Origin of the sequence: Geobacter sulfurreducens PCA (assembly GCF_000007985.2) — a bacterium.
Classification (GTDB): domain Bacteria; phylum Desulfobacterota; class Desulfuromonadia; order Geobacterales; family Geobacteraceae; genus Geobacter; species Geobacter sulfurreducens.
Genome location: NC_002939.5, coordinates 2,425,422 through 2,444,892, shown reverse-complemented (window position 1 = coordinate 2,444,892; position 19,471 = coordinate 2,425,422). Strand labels below are relative to the sequence as shown.

Genomic DNA, 19,471 nt, shown 5'->3' with positions numbered 1-19,471 from the left:
CCGCATATCTATTGATAAAGACGATGGAATCGGGTTATACTTCTCCGCTATGCGTGAAACGGATGAACAACCAGTCGCCGGCGGCGCGGCATCGACGGAGGGGCTGGAGACCTCGATCGGCTATCGCTTCACCGACCGCCGTTTTCTGGACGAGGCCCTGACTCACCGTTCCTGGCTGAACGAGGTCCGATCCCCGACGGTTCCCGATAATGAGCGGCTCGAATTTTTCGGCGATGCCATCCTTGGTTTCTGCATCGGCAAGATGCTCCTGCGGCACTACCCCGAAAGCCGTGAGGGAGCGTTGGCACGGATGAAATCGGCTTTGGTGGGCGAAGAGACGCTGGCCGACCTGGCCGCGGCCGTTGAGCTCGGCAGCTACCTGCGACTCGGGCGCGGCGAGGAGCGCTCCGGAGGCCGCCACCGCAGATCGCTGCTCGCCAATGCCCTGGAAGCCCTTCTTGCGGCCATGTATCTCGACGGAGGTATGGCTCCGGTGGAGCGTCTCGTGGACGCGTGGTTCGGCCCGCGCCTGGCCGGTGTTGCTGCCGGGATAAAGGGGCGGGATTTCAAGACTGATTTCCAGGAGCTGGCCCAAGCCCAGTATGGTGGATTGCCTCGATATGTCCTGGTCGATACCAGTGGTCCCGCCCATGACCTGCGTTTCACCGTGGCAGCGTACGTGGGTGAGCGCCTCCTCGGCCAGGGGACGGGCAGGAGTAAGAAGGAGGCGGAGCAGGCTGCGGCGCGGCAATGCCTGGAACGCCTCGAAACGGGGCGGTGCAGCGCTGCCCCATGACGCGGCCCGTTATCGTCCCGTTTTTTATTTCCCATCAGGGATGCCCCCACCGCTGCGTCTTCTGCGACCAGGAACGCATTGCGGGCCGGGCCGGCCGGCTTCCGTCCGCCGCAGAGATCCATTCCGCCGTGAAGACCTTCGGCAGGGGACGGCCCGTTGAGGCGGCTTTTTACGGCGGGACATTTACGAGCCTTCCCCGCAACGAGCAGGAGAGACTCCTGGCGGCGCTGCAGCCTCTTCGGCACGATGGTTCCGTCAGGAGCGTGCGGCTCTCCACCCGGCCCGACGCCCTCGATGCCGAAACAGCCGGCTTTTTGAAGTCCATGGGGGTAGCCAGCGTGGAACTGGGCGTTCAATCCATGGACGACCAAGTCCTGGATGTGTCCGGCAGAGGGCACTCGGCCGCTGACACGGTGCGGGCATTCGATGTCCTGCGGAGCGAGGGGATCGCCGTGGGGGCGCAACTGATGCCCGGACTGCCCGGCGACAGCCGGGAGCGCTCACTGGATTCCCTCACCCGGATCCTCGATCTGAAACCCGTCTCCCTCCGCATCTACCCGACCCTGGTAGTGGCGGGGACCAGGCTTGCCGAATTCTGGGCCGAAGGGAGCTACACCCCCTTGACCCTTGCCGATGCCGTACCTCTTTGTGCCGACATGCTGCTGGCCTGCAAGCGGGCCGGGGTCCCGGTCATCCGGCTGGGCCTTCAGCCGACGGATATCCTGGAACGTTCGGTGCTGGCGGGTCCCTGGCACCCGGCCCTGCGTCAGCTCGTGGAGGGCGAGCTCTGGTACCGGCTGCTGGAGCGGCTTACCACCGGCCTTGCCGCGGGAACCGTGGTGTCGGTGGCCTGTGCCCCCGCGCGGATTTCCGATGTGGTGGGACAGCGGCGCGTCAACCTGTCCCGCCTGCTGGAACGGCGGGGGATCGTCGTCACCGGTGTTGCCGGCTGTCCCACCGCGGCACCCGATACCCTTACCCTGACTCACGCCGGCGGCACCGTTGCCGGCAGTCTGACAGACTGAACGCCGCCCTTGCAGCGGCCACACTCACAAGGAGTACTATGTTGTCGAAAACGCCATTCCGCTCGGGCTTTGTCTCGATCATCGGCCGCCCCAACGTGGGGAAGTCGACGCTTCTCAACCGGATCCTCGGGGAAAAGATCGTCATCACCTCGGACAAACCCCAGACGACCCGCAACCGCATCCAGGGAATCCACAATCTGCCCGGCGCCCAGATCGTGTTCATCGACACGCCGGGAATCCACCACGCCCGTTCGCGGCTCAACAAATTCATGGTGGAGGAGGCCCTTTCCTCCATCCGCGAGGTAGATCTGGTCATGCTGCTGGTGGAGGCCAACCGGGCTCCGGGCGACCAGGAGCGGGAGATCGCGGGACTTCTGCCCAGTGTGAATGTGCCCGTTTTCCTTGTTGTCAACAAGATCGACCTCATCGATCCGGACATCCTGGCCGAGCGGCTCACCGCCTATGCCGAACTGTTTCCCTTCCGCGAAGTGGTGCCGGTTTCCGCGGAAACCGGTGAGAATGTGGAGCGGCTGGTAGAGGTGGTGCGCGATACCCTGCCCGAGGGGCCGGTCTACTTCCCGGACGACATCCTTACGGATTTGCCCGAGCGGTTCATTGTGGCCGAGATCGTGCGGGAAAAGGTCTTTCGCCTCACCCGGGACGAGATTCCCTACTCCACCGCCGTGGAGGTGGACAGCTTTCGGGAGCGGGAGGACGGCGGCCTCGTCTCCATTTCCGCCACCATCACGGTGGAGCGCGATTCCCAGAAGGGGATCATTATCGGCCGCAAGGGGGCCATGCTCAAGCAGATCGGCAGCGAGGCCCGGCTGGAGATCGAGCGGTTGCTCGACACGAAGGTGTTTCTGGAACTCTTCGTGCGGGTCCGCAGGGACTGGAGCGAAAACCCGAATATACTCAAGGAGCTCGGATACCGATGATACTGCCGATCGTTGCCATAGTAGGTCGCCCCAATGTGGGCAAGTCGACCCTTTTCAACCGTCTCGTGGGGCGCCGCAAGGCGATAGTTGACGATATGCCCGGCGTAACCCGGGACCGCAATTACGAAACGGTCACCCGTTTCGACGTCCCCTTCATCCTGATCGACACCGGCGGGTTCGAGCCAGAGAGTTCCGACCGGCTCCTCCAGCAGATGCGTGAGCAGTCCCGGCTCGCCATGGAAGAGGCTGACGTGATCCTCTTCCTTATGGACGGCCGTGCCGGGCTCAACCCCGCCGATGTGGAGGTGGTGGAGATGCTCCGGCGGGTGGACAAGCCGGTCTTCTTCGTGGTCAACAAGGTGGATGGCGAAACCCTTGAGGTGGCGGCATCCGAGTTCTACTCCCTGGGAGTCGACAATCTGCTTACCATTTCAGCGGAGCACAACCGCGGCGTGCGCGACCTGATGGACGAGGTGGTGGCGGCCCTGCCCCAGCGGACCACCAGCCCCGAGGAGCGCAATGCGACCAAGATTGCCGTTGTGGGCCGCCCCAATGTGGGCAAGTCCTCCCTGGTCAACCGGCTGCTGGGATACGAGCGGGTGGTGGCCAATCCGACTCCCGGCACCACCCGGGATTCCGTGGACACTTGGTTCACCTGCAACAAGAAGCGCTACCTCCTCATCGATACCGCGGGCATCCGGCGCAAGGGGAAGACCACCCAGAAGATCGAAAAATACAGCGTGGTGGACTCCCTGCGCAGCATCGAGCGGGCCGACGTGGTCCTCATCGTGCTCAATGCCGAGGAGGGGGTGACCGAGCAGGACGAACGGATTGCCGGCTATGCCTTCGAGGCGGGCAAGGCCTGTATCTTCGTGGTCAACAAGTGGGACGCCATTGAGAAGGACAACAGCTCCGTGGGGCGCTTCGTGGATAAGATCAGGACTGAATTCAAGTATCTCGCCTTTGTGCCGATAGTATTTGTGTCGGCTAAAACAGGCCAGCGGCTCAACCGGATCATGGAAGAGGTGGAAAAGGTCATGGCCCAGTACGTGAAACGGGTCACCACCTCGGAGCTCAACCGGATCTTTTCGGCAGCGGTGGAGAGTCATCACCATCCGCTCGTCATGGGGCGGCGGGTCAAGTTCTACTTCGCCACCCAAGTGGGGACCAGGCCCCCCACCTTTGTCATTTTCACCAATCGGCCGGATGGGATGCACTTTTCCTATGAACGGTACCTTGTCAATAAATTCCGCGAGGCGTTCGATTTTACCGGAACGCCTTTGCGTCTCCTGTTCAGGGGACGGGAGCGCTAGCCCTCCGAACGAGCGTAAACGGCGGCTGGACGGCCTCTCGCGGGGAGCCGTAACCACTTTACTTGCATGGGTCGATGGTTTATGATGGGCGCCGCTTCCAGCACCAATCCGCGGCTTGTTGACAGGATTCGGGTATGAGTCTCGTCGGCAACCTGGAAGATCTGGGCCTGGGGGAAATTCTCCAGATTGTGAGCCTTTCCCGTAAATCGGGTGTCTTGCGGGTCAACAGCAGGGGACGACTGGGCGAGATCGCTTTCCGCCAGGGCAAAGTGATCCGGGCGTCGTCGAGCAGTTTCCAGGAAAGCCTCGGCGAGCTGCTGATCCGCAAGGGGCTCATCGACCTGGCGACCCTCCGCGGCGCCCTTGCCCTTCAGGAACGGGAAGGATTCCAGGAGCGGCTCGGCTCGATCCTGATCCGCCAGTACGGGGTCGCGGCGGCAGCCATCGACGAGGTGGTCCGGGAGCAGTTCGAAAAAGTTGTCTACTCGCTGTTCGCCTGGGTCGAGGGAACCTTCGACTTCGAGCTTCAGGAGAACGTGGAAGCGGTCGACAACATCCGGATGGACCCGATGCAGTTCATGCTCGACCAGGGGCTGAATCCTCAGTTCCTGGCCATGGAAGGCGCGCGGCTCATCGACGAGCAGCGGCATCGCGGAAACCTCCCTCCCGCTGTTGCGCCTCAGGCAGCGGTCCCGCACCTGTCCGGCATGGAGGAACCCCCTGCTTCCGGCCAGACCCGCTTGCAGCCGGACGCGGCGGCAAAGGCCGAAGAGCCGGTGTCGCTTGTCCTTGTCGACGACGATGATCTGACCCGGGAGACGCTTGCTGCGGCGCTGGAGCAGGGAGGCTACCGGGTTTATCAGCAGGAGCGAAGCGAGGATGCGCTGATCCGGATCGATTCCCTCTATCGCAAGGGAAAGCGGCCGGTGGTTCTTGCGGATCTCATCATGCCGCGCATGGACGGCACGGGTATTCTGGGCGGTCTCGAACTCGTGGAGCTCGTGCGGAACAATTTTCCCGACCTCCGGCTCCTGGTCATGTCCGACTACCATAACAGTGACGCCGAACGCCGGGTCGGGGCGCTGGGGTATCCCCACCTCATCAAGCCGCGGAGAGCCCAGATGGGTGACTCCCGGGAAGCCGACCGTTTCTGCCGTGATCTGCTGGATGTGCTTTGGAGACTCCGGGCCGGCGAACTCGCCGTTGCCACGGGCGACATGGTGAATCTGGGGCATGAGTTGCGCCTGGAACTCGGCGACGACCTGAACGGCGAGGTCGAGTCCGTGGAACCGAGCACCGGCATAGCGCTGCTGCGGGGGATGCTCGAAGAGCTGTCCAATCCCGCCCTCGGCGGAGGCGTTACCTTGATGGTCCTCCGTTTTGCCGCCGAGTTCATGAATCGGGCGATCATTTTCATGGTGAGGCGCGACGAGATCGTCGGGCTTGGCCAGTTCGGCATCGAGGAGACCGGGGGAGTCGCCGACGCGCGAGTGAGAAGACTGCGAATTCCGCGTAACGGAGAATCCCTCTTCAGCGCGATCATTGAAGCCAAGCATCCAGCCGTGGTGAGGCCTGAGCCGGCCGCCTGGAACCGATACCTGTTCGAGCACCTGGGGCCGGAGATCCCCGACGAGGTTTTTGTCGGCCCCATTGTGAGCGAGGGGCGGGTCGTCGCCATCCTCTACGGCGACAATCTGCCCGACAAAAAGCCGATCGGCGGCACCGAAGCCCTGGAGATTTTTCTCTCCCAGGCCGGTGTGGCCATGGAAAAGGCGCTTCTGGAGCGCAAGCTTCTCGAAAGTGTCCAGGGGGGAACGTGAAGAGGATTCTGATTGCCGAAGACTCTGCCACCATGCGATCGATGCTGGTGGCCACCATCCAGTCGCTGGATGGGTTCGAGGTCGTCGAGGCCTCCAGCGGATTCGAGGCGTTGCGCCTGCTTCCCCGCGAGCGGCTCGACCTGATCATCACCGATATCAACATGCCCGACATCAACGGGCTTGAGCTGGTGAGCTTTGTCCGCACCAGCGACAATTACAGGCACATCCCGCTCTTTATCATTTCAACCGAAGGGAGTGAGCGGGACCGGGAAAAGGGGCTGTCGCTCGGGGCGAACGAATATCTCGTCAAGCCGTTCGACCCGGCCCGTCTCCAGGATCTGATCGTCAAGTACACCTCCTGAGTAGAGGTGGAGGGTTCCATGACCAACACGCACGACGCATCAGGCAGGGCCGTTGATGATTTTCTGGCCGAGGCCGAAGAGATTGTCGAGAAGCTCAATACCGACCTGGTCACTCTCAGCGACTGTGCCGACAGCGGTGAATGCGACCCTGATCTCCTGAACGCCATTTTCCGTGGCTCCCACTCTCTCAAGGGACTGGCTGGGATGTTCGGCTTTACGGAGATCCAGTCCCTGTCCCACAACCTGGAGAACCTGCTCGACTCCCTGCGGCTCGGCAAAATCCCCCTCACCCCCGAAACCATGAACGTGCTGTTCGATTCCATGGAGCTGCTGAGCGGGATTATCCGCAGCATCGGCAGCGGCGAGGATCACAGCGCAGCAATCGAGGATGCCGTATCACGACTCAATGCCTGCGCCTCGGCCCGGGAAGCCCAGGAAGTTTCACCCCTCAGGGAACTGGGCATGCCCGAGAAGGTCCTCAGCTCCCTGACGGAGTACGAAGAACACCGCCTGTTGGAAAATGTGAAAAAGCGTCGGAACATCTTTTCCATCCATGCATCGTTCAGTCTCATGTCTTTTGACCAGGACCTGGGAGAAATCTCCGACACGCTCAAAAAAGAGGGTGAGGTCGTCAGTACCCTGCCGAGCGCCAGCACTTCCCCCGAATCCTTCATAGATTTCGACATCCTCTTCGGCACCGACTTGGACGAAGAAGGTCTGACCGCACTGCTCGACCGGGACGGGCTCACCATCATCCACTACGGCTCTGCCGCCCAGCCGGAAGAGCGCTCTGCCCTGCCCGTCGCAGCCCCGGCTTCCCCGCCGCCGTCCTCCCCGTTGCCGTCCGTTCCGGTGCTGGCAACGCCTGCCACAATGCCGGCCGGTATTGATGATCAACTGACTGCCAAGAGCATGAGCCGCACGGTCCGGGTCGACATCGGGAAGCTTGACGAACTCATGAACATCGTGGGGGAACTGGTCCTTTCCCACTCCACCATTGCAGATATTACCACCCGCATGAGGCTGGCGGGGTTCTCATCTCTCGCCATCGAGCTGGGCAAGGCCGCAAAGGGGCTTGACCGCAAGCTGACCGAGCTCCAGAAGGGGGTCATGGAAATCCGGATGATCCCGGTGGGACAGCTGTTCGAAAAAATGTCCCGCATTGTTCGGAAGGTGTCCCGGGAGCAGGGTAAAAAGGTCGATCTCAAGCTGTTCGGCGCAGACACCGAGCTGGACAAGCTGATCATTGAGGATATTTCGGACCCGATGGTCCACATCATCCGCAATGCCATCGATCACGGGCTGGAAACTCCCGAGGAACGGATTGCCGCCGGCAAGCCCGAGCGGGGAACGATCAGGCTTTCTTCCTACCAGAAAGGCAACCACGTCGTCATCGAGGTGGCCGACGACGGCCGGGGCTTCAACATCGAGAAAGTCAAGCAGAAGGCCCTGGAGAAGGGGCTCATCAAGACCCTGGAGGGGGTGAGCGACCGGGACGCCCTCGACTTCATCTTCCTCCCCGGCTTTTCCACGGCGGACAAGGTGAGTGAACTCTCGGGCCGGGGCGTCGGCATGGACGTGGTGAAGAGCAACATCGCCGCCGTGTCGGGCATGGTCGACATCGAAAGCGAATTCGGCAAGGGGAGCCGGATCATCATAACTCTGCCGATCACCCTCGCCATCATCAAGGCACTGTTGGTCCTCACTGCGGACCGGACCTACGCGATTCCGATCACGTCGGTGCTGGAAACGATCATTGTGGAGGAGCGGGAAATCCTTACCGTGGAACGGAAAGAGGTGTACCAGCTTCGGGAGACCACTCTGCCGCTGGTGCGGCTGGAGCGTTTTTTCAAGGTCAAGCGCGAGACTCCACCGCCCGGCAGCTTCTATGTGGTAGTGGTCGGCGTGGCCGAAAAACGGCTGGGCATCATCGTGGACGATCTGGTGGGGCAGCAGGACATCGTCATCAAGTCACTGGGCGACATGTTCAAGGGGTACAAGGGGATATCGGGCGCCGCCGACCTGGGCGACCAGAGGACGATCCTCGTCATGGATGTGGGGGGGATCATCGGCGAAGCCCTGCGGAGCGGGGGGTAAATGTACCGGGAATTCTATGGATTGCGGGAAAAGCCGTTTTCCAAGACCCCCGATCCGCGCTACCTCTTCCTGTCGCGGGGGCACCGGGAGGCCCTTGCGCGGCTTCAGTACGCCGTGGAGGAGCGGGAGCTGGCCCTGTTGACCGGCGATATCGGCTGCGGCAAGACCACCATTTCCCGGGCGCTCATGGATGCCATGGGCGAGGCGTGCCGCTTCTGCTTCATCTTCAACCCCCGCCTCTCGCCGCTGGAGTTTCTGCGGGTCATCGCCCGGAGCCTTGGGATCGACAATCCTGCGGGGGCCAAGGACGAACTGTTGAAACAACTCACGGAAACGCTCTACCTGATGCATGCCGAGGGGCGCTGTCCGGTGATCGTGGTGGACGAGGCCCAGCTCATCCCGGACCGTGACGTGTTCGATGAGATCAGGCTTCTCACCAACTACCAGCTGGACGACCAGAACCTCATGAGCGTCGTCCTCATGGGACAGCCCGAGCTGCGTCAGATCCTGGCCGACCCGGTCCATGAGCCCCTGCGGCAGCGGATTGCACTCCATTACCACCTTCAGCCCCTCAGCCTCGACGAGACTCTGGAGTATATTGATTTCAGGCTCGAAGTGGCCGGGGGGACGCCGGGGCTTTTTTCCCCGGACGCGGTGCAGCGGATTCATGAACTTTCGGGCGGCGTGCCGCGCAAGATCAATATCCTGGCAACCAATGCCTTGCTGGTCGGCTACGGCAGGGATGCGGCGTGGATCGACGCCTCTCTGGTGGAGGAGTTGCGGGATGAGGCGAACCTGTACTGACAGCTCACAGCTTCCGTGGGGAGCCGTCGTAACTTGCATGGCGAGGGAAAACGGATATGATGGATATCGCCGAGATACGTAGAAAGGCCCAGCGTGACCGCCAGCAGGGGGGAGCCGCGTCGACGGGCGACGTGCGGCGGGAGCCCCGACCGGAACCGTCCCGGCCCGCTGCCGACGCACCTTCAGCGCCGGTGGTCCCGGAGTTCCAGGAGCTTTCCGACGATGTATTCGCTCCCGATGATGCTGCCCTTCCGGTACCGGCTTCCGTGCCGGCGGCCGCTCCGCCCGTTCTCGACCCTCTGGCGCTTATCCTCCAGGGGCGCCGGGCGGCCCTGGTGGAAGACCTTGTCTCCGATACAGAGGCAGAACCCGCCAGGGAAACGGAAACCTATCTGGAAGTCCTGTGCTTCCGGGTGGCCGACGAGACCTATGGCATCGATATCATGGAGTTGAAGGAGATCATCAAACCCCGGGAGACCACCGAGGTGCCCCATTCACCGCCGTTTGTCGCCGGGGTTCTGTCGTTGCGCGGCATCATCATTCCCGTGTTCATCCTGCGTGAGCGTCTCGGCCTGGCCGATGCCGTGGCCCGCGGGAAGGAGCGGATTGTCGTCGTCAAGCACGGAGAGGGATTGTGCGGTCTTCTGGTGGACGAGGTTACCCAGGTAGTCAAGATACCGGTTGCAACCATCGAGCATCCGCCTGCCGTACTCGATGGCATGGATCGTGAATTTGTCAACGGCATAGGCCGCCATGACGGCGGAATAATCATACTGCTTCAGCTGGAAAAGGTGCTCGATTCAGCATTGATGTAATACCCAGGAGGGTATGCCGATGGAAAAGAAAAGGATTCTGATCGTCGAAGATGAAGAGAGTCTGCTCAAACTTGAAAGCATTCTGCTGTCTTCCCGCGGTTACGCCGTGGCAGGGGTTACCGACGGCAAGTCCGCCCTTGACTATATTGCAGCCACACCTCCCGACCTGATCATTCTCGATATCATGTTGCCGGGAATGGATGGCTTCGAGGTCTGCCAGATGATCAAGGCCGACCCGTCAACCCGCCACATCCCGGTGGTTATGCTCACTGCCAAGAAAAGCACCCAGGACCGTGACAAGGGGCTGGAGGCCGGTGCTTCCGCTTACGTGACCAAGCCGTTCAAGTCGGCCCGGATCATCGAGATCATTCAGGGACTTCTGGCTGCCTGACGCTGCCGGCCGCCCTTCGCATACGTATCAGACCCACGCTCCCGAAGGATACGCATGGAAACCGACATCCAGGAAATACAGCTCGCCTGCTTCCGCCTCGGCGACGCCACCTTTGCCGCCGATATCATGCGGATCAAGGAGATCATCCGCCCCCAGAAGCTGACGAAGCTCCCCAAGGCGCCGGCCTTTGTGGAAGGAGTCATCAATCTCAGGGGCATGGTGATTCCGGTCATCGATCTGCGCAAGCGGTTCGAATTGCCCGAGCGGGTGGCGCTTGAGGAGGCCCGCCTTCTCGTGGTTGGGGTGAGCCGGCAGTTGGTGGGGCTCGTGGTTGATGACGTGACCGAGGTGGTCACGGTGCAGGTGGGTGACATCAAGCCACCCCCCCATTCCATCGACGGGGTCAGTGCCGAGTACCTGATCGGTGTCTGCCTGGTGCGGGATACCCTGGTCATGCTCGTCAATCTCGATCGCATCCTGACGAGCCGCGAAGCGTCGGCCATTGCCGGCCTTGCCGGGACGGGGCGTTGATGGCGGATGTGATCATCGCAGGGTGTCCTGTCTGCCAGGCGCGGTACCGGCTTGACGGAGCTCGGATCCCGGACGGGGGAGTAACATTGCGGTGCAGTTCGTGCCGCACCGTCTTCAAGGTGCGGGGAAAAGCCTCCCCGCGCATCCCGCACCAGCCGTCCACCACGGAGACCGTGACGCGGGTTCTCGTGGCCCATGAAAATTCGGTTTTCCGCAATACTGTCCGACAGGCTCTGGCCGGTGAACCGTTCGAGGTTCTTGAGGCGGCCGACGGTGCCGGCGCTTATGCGATAATCCTTGAGCGGCATCCCCGGGTGGCTATTCTCGATGCGGCGCTCCCCGGGATGTTCGCCTTCGAGATATGTGAAGCGGTAAAGGGTTCGCCAGCCACGGCGGACATCAAGATCATTCTCGTCGCCTCCATTTATGACAAGGCGAAGTACAAGCGTGCTCCCGAGTCGCTCCACGGAGCGGACGACTATCTGGAGAAGCACCATATTCCGGACGAATTGCCCGCCCGCGTCCGCCGGCTCCTGGCGGGCACGACGCCTGAAACGTCGCCGCTCCGCGGGGGAGCTCCTCCCCGGGAAGATGGCCCGACAATGGTTCCCGGAGAACAAGCGCCTCCCGGCGGGGACTCAGGGGCGCAACACTGCGGAGACGCCCGCAACGACGAATATGGCGGGGACGAACCGACACTCGCCGATGAGCATCATAAGGCCCGCCGGCTTGCCCGGCTCATTGTTTCGGATATCGCACTTTATAATCGCGACCTCGTGCGGGAAGGAGTCCGCAACGGCACCTTCTTCGAGCTGCTTGCCGAGGACGTGGCCGAAGGGCGCTCCCTCTACGAGAACAGAGTGCCCGGCGATGTCCGTGCCGGAACGTCATACCTGGATGATGCGTTCGCCGAGTTCATCGGCACGATCAGGAGAGAACTCGGCCTGTAACTGATAATCAACGCAAGGAGCACGTGCGTGGCTGTTCTGGAAACCGTAAATGCCGACCTCCAATCGACCGACGAAGAGACAAGGCGTCGGGCCGTGCTCGACCTGGCGGCCGTTCCTCTTGCCAATGCCCGCGAACCGCTCTTCGTCGCCATGGGTGACGTCAGCTGGCGGGTGCGCAAAGAGGCAGTGTCTCTCCTGCTCGGCATGTGCCCGGATGAGGGAACCATCGAGGGGATCATCGGGCTGCTCTCGTCGGTGGACAATGCCGGTCTGCGCAATTCGGCCGTCGAGGTGCTCGAAGGGCTGGAGTCGAGGGCCGTGCCTGCGCTGCTCACTCACCTCAAGGATGACGACCGCGACGTCCGCAAGTTTGTGGTCGACATCCTTGGCACCATCGGCGACCGGTCAAGTATCCCCGCCCTGATCGACGCCCTTGACGACCCGGACCCCAACGTTTCGGCCGCTGCCGCGGAAAACCTCGGCAAGATCGGCGATCTGCGTGCTGTTGCGCCGCTGCTGGCCGCCCTCGGCAAGAACGATGTCTGGTTCAGCTACTCAATCCTCGGCGCCCTGACCCGCATCGGCGAACCGGTGCCGGTGAACATCCTTACCCCCCACGCGTCGGACGGTATTCTGAAGCGGCCGGTGATCGAGTGTCTCGGTGCCGTGGGCGATGCCGAAGCGGTACCGCTCCTGGTGGAAGGGCTCGGCGACCGTGTCCGTGCCGTGCGGGAGGCGGCTGCCTGCGCCATTATCCGTCTGCGGGGCCGTCTCGCCGGCGCCGCGGCGGCCAGGTGCGTTGATGATGCCTTGGCGCGGCTCACGGGCTCTGCCGTGGTCGATGGACTGCTCGGCTCACTGGATACCACGGATCAGGGGGTACGTGACGCGCTGATCCGGGTTCTCGGTTACATCGGCGATGCCCGCGCCGCCTTGCCCCTTCTGCAGGGATGTCGGGACGAACGGCTCAGAAGGCTCTGTCTCCAGGGATTGCGCACCATGGGCGAGCGGGGGATGGAGGCCCTGGCGGCCGCCTATCCTGCGGCGGACGACGAGGAAAAGTCGATCATCATCCAGGTTTGGGGTGAGCTCGGCTTCACCGGGTGTGCCGATCTCCTCGGTGCGGCCATGGAGAGCACCCGGCCCATGATGCGCAAGGCTGCTGCCGTGGCGGCGGGGAAGATCGGTATCTTGTCCCTGATGGGGTCCATCGCGGCCCTGCTTGATGACCGGGAGCACGATGTGCGCGAAGGGGCCATTAATGGCCTCATCCGCCTTGCCCCGGCCGAGCCGGCCGGAGTGAGGGCCATAGCCCGTAAACTCGCCGATTCGCCAGCCACCGGTTCGCGGCACGACGCGGTTCGGCTTTACGCTTCCCTGGGCGATGCGGACCGTCTGGCGCTCCTGATGAAGGATGAAGACCCCCTGGTGCGGCGCAGCGCCGTGTCGGCCCTGGCGGATCAGCATCTCCCAGAAAGCGTGTCCAATCTGGTGATGGCACTGGTGGACGAAGACCCGGACGTGAGGATCGCGGCAGCCTCGGGCCTCGGCGAGATCGGCGGGGGTGAGGCGGTGGAACCCCTGATCCTGTCCCTGGATGATGAGGATCCGTGGGTCCGGTGCGCCTCCCTGAGGAGCCTTGGCCGGATCGGCGGGGAGCGGTCACTTGACGCTATCGAGCGGCTGATCGATTCCGCCGATGGGGTGGTGATGATCACGGCCCTGGAGACGCTCTCCGAGATCGAGGGCGATCGGGCGGTGCGTCTGGTGAAGCGTGGGCTTGATAGCAGCGACGAAGAGGTGGTCAAGGTGGCGATCGATCTGCTGGCGAACGACGGCAGCGATTGGGTGAATGCCTATCGGGATCGCCTCCTGAGCCATTCCCACTGGGATGTCCGGATCAGTTTCGCCAGGGCCATGACCCGTCTTCTGGGCCGCGAGGCGATGCCGCACCTCACTGTCGCCCTCCAGCGAGAGCAGGATGAACTGGTGCGCGACGAACTCCAAACTCTGCTCGGCGGTCTGCGCTAATGTTTACCTTCGAGCCCGAAATACCCATGTCAGATGAGGAGTTCCGCCTCATCCGGGACCTCATTTACAGCCACTGCGGTCTCTTCTTCGACAGCGACTCGGCCTATCTTCTGGAAAAGCGCCTGGCCAAGAGGGTGCAACTGCACCAGCTGTCGGGGTTCCGGGACTACTACCATTTCCTCCGCTACAACCGGAAGAAGGACCAGGAACTCTCGGACATCATGGATGTCCTCACCACCAACGAGACCTATTTCTTCCGCGAGGCGTTCCAGCTCAAAGCCTTCACCCAGGAGATAATCCCTGAAATCCGCGACGCCAAGGCCAAGGCCGGCGACCGGACGCTCCGGATCTGGAGCGCCGGCTGCTCCAGTGGCGAGGAGCCATACACCATTGCCATGCTTCTGCTGGAAATGGGTGGCTTTGCCGGCTGGCACGTGGAAATCATCGGAACCGACATCAGCCAGCGGGTGATTCAGCAGGCCCGCAAGGGGGTCTACGGCAAGTCATCGTTCCGGGTCACCGACGAGGGATATGTCCGCCGCTACTTCACCGAACAGGACGGCATGTTCCGGGTCAACGACAGGGTCCGCGAACTGGTCACCATCAGCCACCTCAACCTTCTCGATACCAACCGCATCGCGCTTCTGGGCCGCATGGACGTTATCTTCTGCCGCAACGTCATCATCTACTTCGACCAGGCCGCCCGCAAGACGGTGATTGATTCCTTCCACCGCGTCCTGCGGGACGGAGGCTACCTGTTGCTCGGCCATTCCGAATCGCTGATGAACATATCCACGGCGTTTGCCCTCAAGCACCTGAAGAACGACATGGTCTACCAGAAACCTCTCCCTCCGGGAGGCCGGCCATGAGAAAGATCAGGGTCGTGGTCATCGACGATTCGGCCTACAGCCGCCGCGCCATCACCAAGATGCTCGAAAGCATGCCCGAGGTGGAGGTGATCGGGTATGCCACCGACGGCGAGGAGGGTATCCGCAAAATTATCGACTTGAAACCGGACCTGGTGACCCTCGATCTTGAGATGCCCAGGATGGACGGGTTCACCCTCCTGCGGATCGTGATGGAATACTCTCCCACCGCCGTCATCGTCATCAGTTCCAGGAGCGAGGACGAGAAGGTGTTCCGGGCGTTGGAACTGGGTGCAGTTGACTTTGTGGCAAAACCCACGAAGGGGGTGTCCGAGGAGATTCTCACCATCCGCGAGGACCTTCATCGCAAGGTGCGCGGCGTCATCCACCTGAACCTGGCGGGCATCGTTCGTCGCGAGCGGGAACAGGAGCGAGCTTCTGTCGCGGCCGGCCGCAGGACCTCCGGCTCCGCGCCGTATGCAAAAGCAGCCGTGCGAACCGAGAGTACCGCTCCCCGCCCCGCCGGGCGCCTGGAGGTGGTGGCCATCGGTGCTTCCACGGGAGGGCCGCCGGCACTTCAGCGGATACTCTGTGCTCTGCCGGGGGCGTTTCCCCAGGCGGTCGTGGTCTCTCAACACATGCCGGCGGGATTCACGCGGACATTTGCGGAGCGTCTGAACCGGCTGTCACCCCTTGAGATATGCGAGGCAGCGGACGGTGACGAGGTGCGGGCCGGGCGGGTGCTCATCGCCCCCGGCGGGCACAATATGGTCTTCGAGCGTCAGGGGAGCGAGGTGCGTGCCCGGATCGTGAAGCCGGGCACGGATGACCGCTACGTGCCGTCCGTGGATGCCATGCTCCTTTCCTGCGCCGAGGTCTTTGGTCCGCGTACGCTGGGCGTGGTGCTCACCGGTATGGGGAATGACGGCAGCAAAGGGGTCGCGGCCATCAATCGGGCAGGGGGGCAGACCTTGGCCGAAGCTGAAGAGACGGCGGTGGTCTTCGGTATGCCCAAGGAGGCCATTGCCACCGGGGTGGTTGACAAGATAGTGTCATTGGACCGCATGTCCCGCGAGATTATACAGCGGTGCGGTCTTCTCAGCGACGTCGATTGACCGATCCCTCTTAGCCTGAGTGCTGAAGGGGCATAGGAGCGAGACATGTCAGTGGAAGAGGAAAAGGGGCTGCTGGCGCGGGCCGATGAGTTTCTTCAGGCATTCAAGAAGGGGGCGGAGTTCACCCAGGAGCTGCTCCGGGAAAATGAGCGTCTCCGGTTCCGGACCCTCCAACTGGAGGCCGACCAGAAGGGCGAGGGGGTAGCGGCGGCCTTGGCCGTCGAGAACCGCAAACTTGCCGCCCGGGTAGAGGAGCTTGAGCGGGAAATAGCGGAAATCATCGGCCAGATCCGGCAGATCGAGGCGGAGAATAACGATTTCGCCGCCCGCTACGTGGAGATCGAGGAGGAGAACAACAATCTGGCCAATCTCTATATTGCCAGCTACCAGCTCCACTCGACCCTCGATTTTAGCGAAGTGCTCCAGATAATCACCGAGATCATCATCAACCTGATTGGTGCCGAGGAGTTCGCCGTGATGCTCGTCGATGAGAAGACCGGCAGCCTGGACGCCGTCGCCGCCGAAGGGATCTCGCTGGAGGAACTTCCCCGGGTGCGCCTGGGCGAGGGCGTCATCGGTATCGCTGCCGGCACCGGCGAGAACTACTTCGCCGAGGGGCCGGAGACCTACGAGCGGGACCTGCTGCGGCCGATGGTCTGCATTCCGCTGAAGATCAAGGAGCACGTCATCGGCGTCATCGCCATCTACAAGCTTCTGATCCAGAAAAAGAGCTTCGCCAGCGTCGACTACGAGTTGTTCACGCTCCTGGCGGGGCACGCGGCCACGGCTATTTTCAGCTCCCGCATCTATTCGGACTCCGAGCGCAAGCTCTCCACCATGCAGGGCTTCATCAATCTGCTGACCACGTAGCAGTTGTGTTCTGAGGAGACGTTCATCATGGCGGAAAAAACCGTACTGATCGTGGAAGATTCACCGACCATGCGACAACTGATCGCCTTTGCCCTGAAGCGGATTCCGGGGATTTCCATCGTGGAGGCGTCCGATGGGGTGGATGGTCTCAAGAAGCTCTCCGCCCATGCCATCGATCTCATCCTCACCGATATCAATATGCCGGTCATGGACGGTCTCAAGCTGGTGAGCCTCGTCCGGAGCGATCCCTCCCATCGTCACCTGCCCATTGCCATCATCACCACCGAGGGGGCCGCCGAGGACCGGGAGCGGGCACTTGCCCTGGGCGCAAACGCCTACATTACCAAGCCGATCCAGGCAGGCAGGGTCCTGTCGGTGGCAAGAGAATTGCTCGGGATATCCCCGAATCCATGACCCACTGGAATCCGCGCGCCGCATGCCGGGAAAAAAACGATGAGTCGCCGCCGGATTGCCGGCGCGTCTACTCCTCACTCATCCGGGAGTTCCCGTGAAACGCCTACGCCTTCTTGTCCCTGCCATCGTGCTTTTGTTTCTTCCCGTCATTCTCTTTGCCCGTGACTACAAGATCGTCACGTTCGCCACTGAGACCGCGGGCACGGTTGCCTTCAGCCACCCCGTTCACCTCAAGTCCCTGGGCAACAACTGCACCCTTTGCCACAACACGCTCTTCAAGATTGGCGATAAGGCTGCGCCGGTCACCATGAAGGCCATGGAGCAGGGTGCTTCGTGCGGCGCCTGCCACAACGGCAAGCGCGCCTTCGGCCTGCCGGCGTGCACCCGCTGTCATGTGACCAAAGAAGTCCCCATCGACATCCCCAACTTCGGCGCAGTGGTCTTCAGCCACGCCTTCCATCTGGGCCTCGGGGCCTACGGATGTGCCGATTGCCACAATGCCGTCTTCAGGGCGGCAACCAACAACCCCAATGTATCCATGAAGGCCATGGAGCAGGGGAAATCGTGCGGCGCCTGCCATGACGGCAGCACTGCCTTTTCGGTCAAGGGGGACTGCACCAGGTGCCATGTGGTCCGTGACATCACCTTTGCGGCATCAGCTACGTTCAGTCACACGCTCCATCTGGCAGCCGGCTACGGCTGTGGCGAGTGCCACGGGAGGCTTTTCACGGCCGGCCCTGACAGCCGGCGCTATACCATGCAGGAGATGGAGACTCAAAAATCATGCGGGGGGTGCCACAACGGCAATACCGCCTTCTCGGTCAAGGGGGATTGCGACCGGTGTCACGCCAATGTGAGGGAGGTGTCCTTCGCCGCCCACGACGCCATGTTCAGCCACAAGCTCCACACACAGCTCCTCAACTGCGACAGCTGCCACAGCGGCATCTTTATCGGCGGGGCCGCCAGCAGGCGTTACACCATGAAGGATATGGAACAGGGGCGTTCCTGTGGCGTCTGCCACGAGGATAAGACCGTTTTCGGTGTGACCGGCAACTGTGACCGCTGTCACCCGAAGACCCGTGATGTCAGCTTCAGGACGGCCGTGGCGGGGAATGTGGTCTTCAGTCACGACGCGCACCGGCAGATGTATGGCTGCGGCGACTGCCACAACGGCATTTTCACCACCGGTGCGGCCCGTGTGGGCGCCACCATGGCCGACATGGGCAAGGGCTTGTCGTGCGGCGCCTGTCACGACGGTAAAAGCGCCTTCCCGGCAACGGCCGCGGACAGCTGCAGCAGATGCCACCCCCTGCGCGACGTGAACATGGCGGCCAATTCGTATTTTCCCCATGTGAAACATCTGGAGGCCAACACCTGCGGCGACTGTCACAACGATCTGTTCAAGGCCGGCCCCGGCAACCGCCGGTGGACCATGCCCCAGATGGAACAGGGGAATTCCTGCGGCGCCTGCCATGACGGCACATCCGCCTTCTCGGTCCGCGGGAAGTGCGGCGCGTGCCACCGGGAGACCGTAGAGGTGGCCATCCCCGTAAAACAGACCGGCATAACCCGATTCAGCCACAGCTCCCATACGGCCCTCTATTCCTGCGTGGACTGTCACAATGCCGTCGTCGGCGCCGGAGTCACGGCCCGGCGTGTCACTATGGCCGCCATGGAGAAGGGCGAGTCCTGCGGCGCCTGCCACGACGGCAAGGTCGCCTTCACCGTCAGGGAGAACTGCACCAGATGCCACCCGGTGAAAGACATCCCCTTTACGCCGTCCGGCGCCCGCTTCAGCCATGACGTCCATCTCAAGGTACATGGCTGCGGTGACTGTCACGATGCCCTCTACCGGCCCGGTCCCGACAACCGGCGCGTTACCATGGCGGAGATGGAGAGGGGCACCTCCTGCGGCGCCTGTCACGACGGATCGGCTGCGTTTCCCGTCACCGCCGGCTGCGACAGGTGCCATCCCGCCACCAAGGGGATCAAGTACGATCTCCCCGCCGACGTGGGGAGCGTTCTGTTCAGCCACCGCAACCACACCGCCAAGGGATACGCCTGCAGCGACTGCCACGGCACGATCGTCACCGCCGGGGCCGGCCGGAAATCCTCCACCATGAAGGAGATGGAGCAGGGCAAATCCTGCGGTGCCTGCCACGGCTTCAGCATGGCCTTCACCGTTAGCGATCCGGTCAACTGCGTCAGGTGCCACCAGCGGCTCTACTGAGCCGCAGCCCGCAACTGCCGATCAGACCCGCGCCGGCCGGCAAACCTCTCTGTTTGCATGGCCGGCTTTTTTGTGCTAATAACAAACCTTTCGAACTATCGTC

General features: G+C 62.4%; 18 protein-coding genes. All 18 read left to right on the top strand.

What is annotated here, in order from left to right; genetic code table 11:
* Positions 1-49: 49 nt before the first annotated feature.
* The 18 genes from rnc (at position 50) to GS_RS11100 (ending at position 19,368) form a co-directional block, all read left to right on the top strand.
* A complete protein-coding gene (rnc, locus tag GS_RS11185; RefSeq protein ID WP_010942868.1) occupies positions 50-796 on the top strand; it encodes a ribonuclease III in 747 nt (248 codons plus the stop codon).
* Positions 793-1,821, top strand: coding sequence for an elongator complex protein 3 (locus GS_RS11180; RefSeq protein WP_010942867.1), 1,029 nt, complete (start codon positions 793-795; stop codon positions 1,819-1,821). The genes rnc and GS_RS11180 overlap by 4 nt, the downstream gene beginning before the upstream one ends.
* 41 nt (positions 1,822-1,862) lie before the next feature.
* On the top strand, positions 1,863-2,759 hold the full coding sequence (gene era / locus GS_RS11175; protein WP_193360270.1) for a GTPase Era: 897 nt from the start codon (positions 1,863-1,865) through the stop codon (positions 2,757-2,759).
* A complete protein-coding gene (der, locus tag GS_RS11170) occupies positions 2,756-4,072 on the top strand; it encodes a ribosome biogenesis GTPase Der (protein ID WP_010942865.1) in 1,317 nt (438 codons plus the stop codon). The genes era and der overlap by 4 nt, the downstream gene beginning before the upstream one ends.
* 134 nt (positions 4,073-4,206) lie before the next feature.
* Entirely contained in the window at positions 4,207-5,892 is a 1,686-nt protein-coding gene (locus tag GS_RS11165) for a response regulator (RefSeq protein ID WP_010942864.1), read from the top strand.
* The gene (locus tag GS_RS11160; RefSeq protein WP_010942863.1) at positions 5,889-6,254 is read left to right on the top strand and encodes a response regulator; all 366 of its coding nucleotides are present in this window, start codon (positions 5,889-5,891) and stop codon (positions 6,252-6,254) included. The genes GS_RS11165 and GS_RS11160 overlap by 4 nt, the downstream gene beginning before the upstream one ends.
* A gap of 18 nt (positions 6,255-6,272) precedes the next feature.
* The gene (locus GS_RS11155; RefSeq protein WP_010942862.1) at positions 6,273-8,351 is read left to right on the top strand and encodes a chemotaxis protein CheA; all 2,079 of its coding nucleotides are present in this window, start codon (positions 6,273-6,275) and stop codon (positions 8,349-8,351) included.
* Positions 8,352-9,155 carry an ExeA family protein gene (locus GS_RS11150; protein WP_010942861.1) on the top strand — a complete coding sequence of 268 codons (804 nt, stop codon included), beginning with the start codon at positions 8,352-8,354 and terminating at the stop codon, positions 9,153-9,155.
* A 56-nt stretch (positions 9,156-9,211) separates the two neighbouring features.
* Entirely contained in the window at positions 9,212-9,970 is a 759-nt protein-coding gene (locus GS_RS11145) for a chemotaxis protein CheW (protein ID WP_010942860.1), read from the top strand.
* A gap of 19 nt (positions 9,971-9,989) precedes the next feature.
* Positions 9,990-10,361 (top strand): response regulator, encoded by a 372-nt coding sequence (locus GS_RS11140; RefSeq protein WP_010942859.1) that lies wholly within the window; start codon positions 9,990-9,992, stop codon positions 10,359-10,361.
* A 54-nt stretch (positions 10,362-10,415) separates the two neighbouring features.
* Positions 10,416-10,892, top strand: coding sequence for a chemotaxis protein CheW (locus GS_RS11135; RefSeq protein WP_010942858.1), 477 nt, complete (start codon positions 10,416-10,418; stop codon positions 10,890-10,892).
* On the top strand, positions 10,892-11,842 hold the full coding sequence (locus tag GS_RS11130) for a response regulator (protein ID WP_010942857.1): 951 nt from the start codon (positions 10,892-10,894) through the stop codon (positions 11,840-11,842). The genes GS_RS11135 and GS_RS11130 overlap by 1 nt, the downstream gene beginning before the upstream one ends.
* A gap of 27 nt (positions 11,843-11,869) precedes the next feature.
* On the top strand, positions 11,870-13,873 hold the full coding sequence (locus GS_RS11125) for a HEAT repeat domain-containing protein (RefSeq protein ID WP_010942856.1): 2,004 nt from the start codon (positions 11,870-11,872) through the stop codon (positions 13,871-13,873).
* Positions 13,873-14,742 (top strand): CheR family methyltransferase, encoded by an 870-nt coding sequence (locus GS_RS11120; RefSeq protein WP_010942855.1) that lies wholly within the window; start codon positions 13,873-13,875, stop codon positions 14,740-14,742. The genes GS_RS11125 and GS_RS11120 overlap by 1 nt, the downstream gene beginning before the upstream one ends.
* A complete protein-coding gene (locus GS_RS11115) occupies positions 14,739-15,854 on the top strand; it encodes a protein-glutamate methylesterase/protein-glutamine glutaminase (RefSeq protein WP_010942854.1) in 1,116 nt (371 codons plus the stop codon). Before GS_RS11120 ends, GS_RS11115 begins: the two co-directional genes overlap by 4 nt.
* 45 nt (positions 15,855-15,899) lie before the next feature.
* The gene (locus tag GS_RS11110; RefSeq protein ID WP_010942853.1) at positions 15,900-16,724 is read left to right on the top strand and encodes a GAF domain-containing protein; all 825 of its coding nucleotides are present in this window, start codon (positions 15,900-15,902) and stop codon (positions 16,722-16,724) included.
* A gap of 27 nt (positions 16,725-16,751) precedes the next feature.
* The gene (locus GS_RS11105) at positions 16,752-17,138 is read left to right on the top strand and encodes a response regulator (protein ID WP_010942852.1); all 387 of its coding nucleotides are present in this window, start codon (positions 16,752-16,754) and stop codon (positions 17,136-17,138) included.
* A 94-nt stretch (positions 17,139-17,232) separates the two neighbouring features.
* A complete protein-coding gene (locus tag GS_RS11100) occupies positions 17,233-19,368 on the top strand; it encodes a cytochrome c3 family protein (RefSeq protein WP_010942850.1) in 2,136 nt (711 codons plus the stop codon).
* Positions 19,369-19,471: the final 103 nt, after the last annotated feature.

Bases quoted from the DNA above. Each gene is read 5' to 3' on its own strand.
- GS_RS11120 (WP_010942855.1), top strand. From the start codon at position 13,873: ATGTTTACCTTCGAGCCCGAAATACCCATGTCAGATGAGGAGTTCCGC.
- GS_RS11180 (WP_010942867.1), top strand. From the start codon at position 793: ATGACGCGGCCCGTTATCGTCCCGTTTTTTATTTCCCATCAGGGATGC.
- GS_RS11155 (WP_010942862.1), top strand. From the start codon at position 6,273: ATGACCAACACGCACGACGCATCAGGCAGGGCCGTTGATGATTTTCTG.
- GS_RS11110 (WP_010942853.1), top strand. From the start codon at position 15,900: ATGTCAGTGGAAGAGGAAAAGGGGCTGCTGGCGCGGGCCGATGAGTTT.
- der (WP_010942865.1), top strand. From the start codon at position 2,756: ATGATACTGCCGATCGTTGCCATAGTAGGTCGCCCCAATGTGGGCAAG.
- GS_RS11165 (WP_010942864.1), top strand. From the start codon at position 4,207: ATGAGTCTCGTCGGCAACCTGGAAGATCTGGGCCTGGGGGAAATTCTC.
- GS_RS11115 (WP_010942854.1), top strand. From the start codon at position 14,739: ATGAGAAAGATCAGGGTCGTGGTCATCGACGATTCGGCCTACAGCCGC.
- GS_RS11150 (WP_010942861.1), top strand. From the start codon at position 8,352: ATGTACCGGGAATTCTATGGATTGCGGGAAAAGCCGTTTTCCAAGACC.
- GS_RS11140 (WP_010942859.1), top strand. From the start codon at position 9,990: ATGGAAAAGAAAAGGATTCTGATCGTCGAAGATGAAGAGAGTCTGCTC.
- GS_RS11130 (WP_010942857.1), top strand. From the start codon at position 10,892: ATGGCGGATGTGATCATCGCAGGGTGTCCTGTCTGCCAGGCGCGGTAC.
- GS_RS11105 (WP_010942852.1), top strand. From the start codon at position 16,752: ATGGCGGAAAAAACCGTACTGATCGTGGAAGATTCACCGACCATGCGA.
- rnc (WP_010942868.1), top strand. From the start codon at position 50: ATGCGTGAAACGGATGAACAACCAGTCGCCGGCGGCGCGGCATCGACG.
- GS_RS11135 (WP_010942858.1), top strand. From the start codon at position 10,416: ATGGAAACCGACATCCAGGAAATACAGCTCGCCTGCTTCCGCCTCGGC.
- GS_RS11145 (WP_010942860.1), top strand. From the start codon at position 9,212: ATGATGGATATCGCCGAGATACGTAGAAAGGCCCAGCGTGACCGCCAG.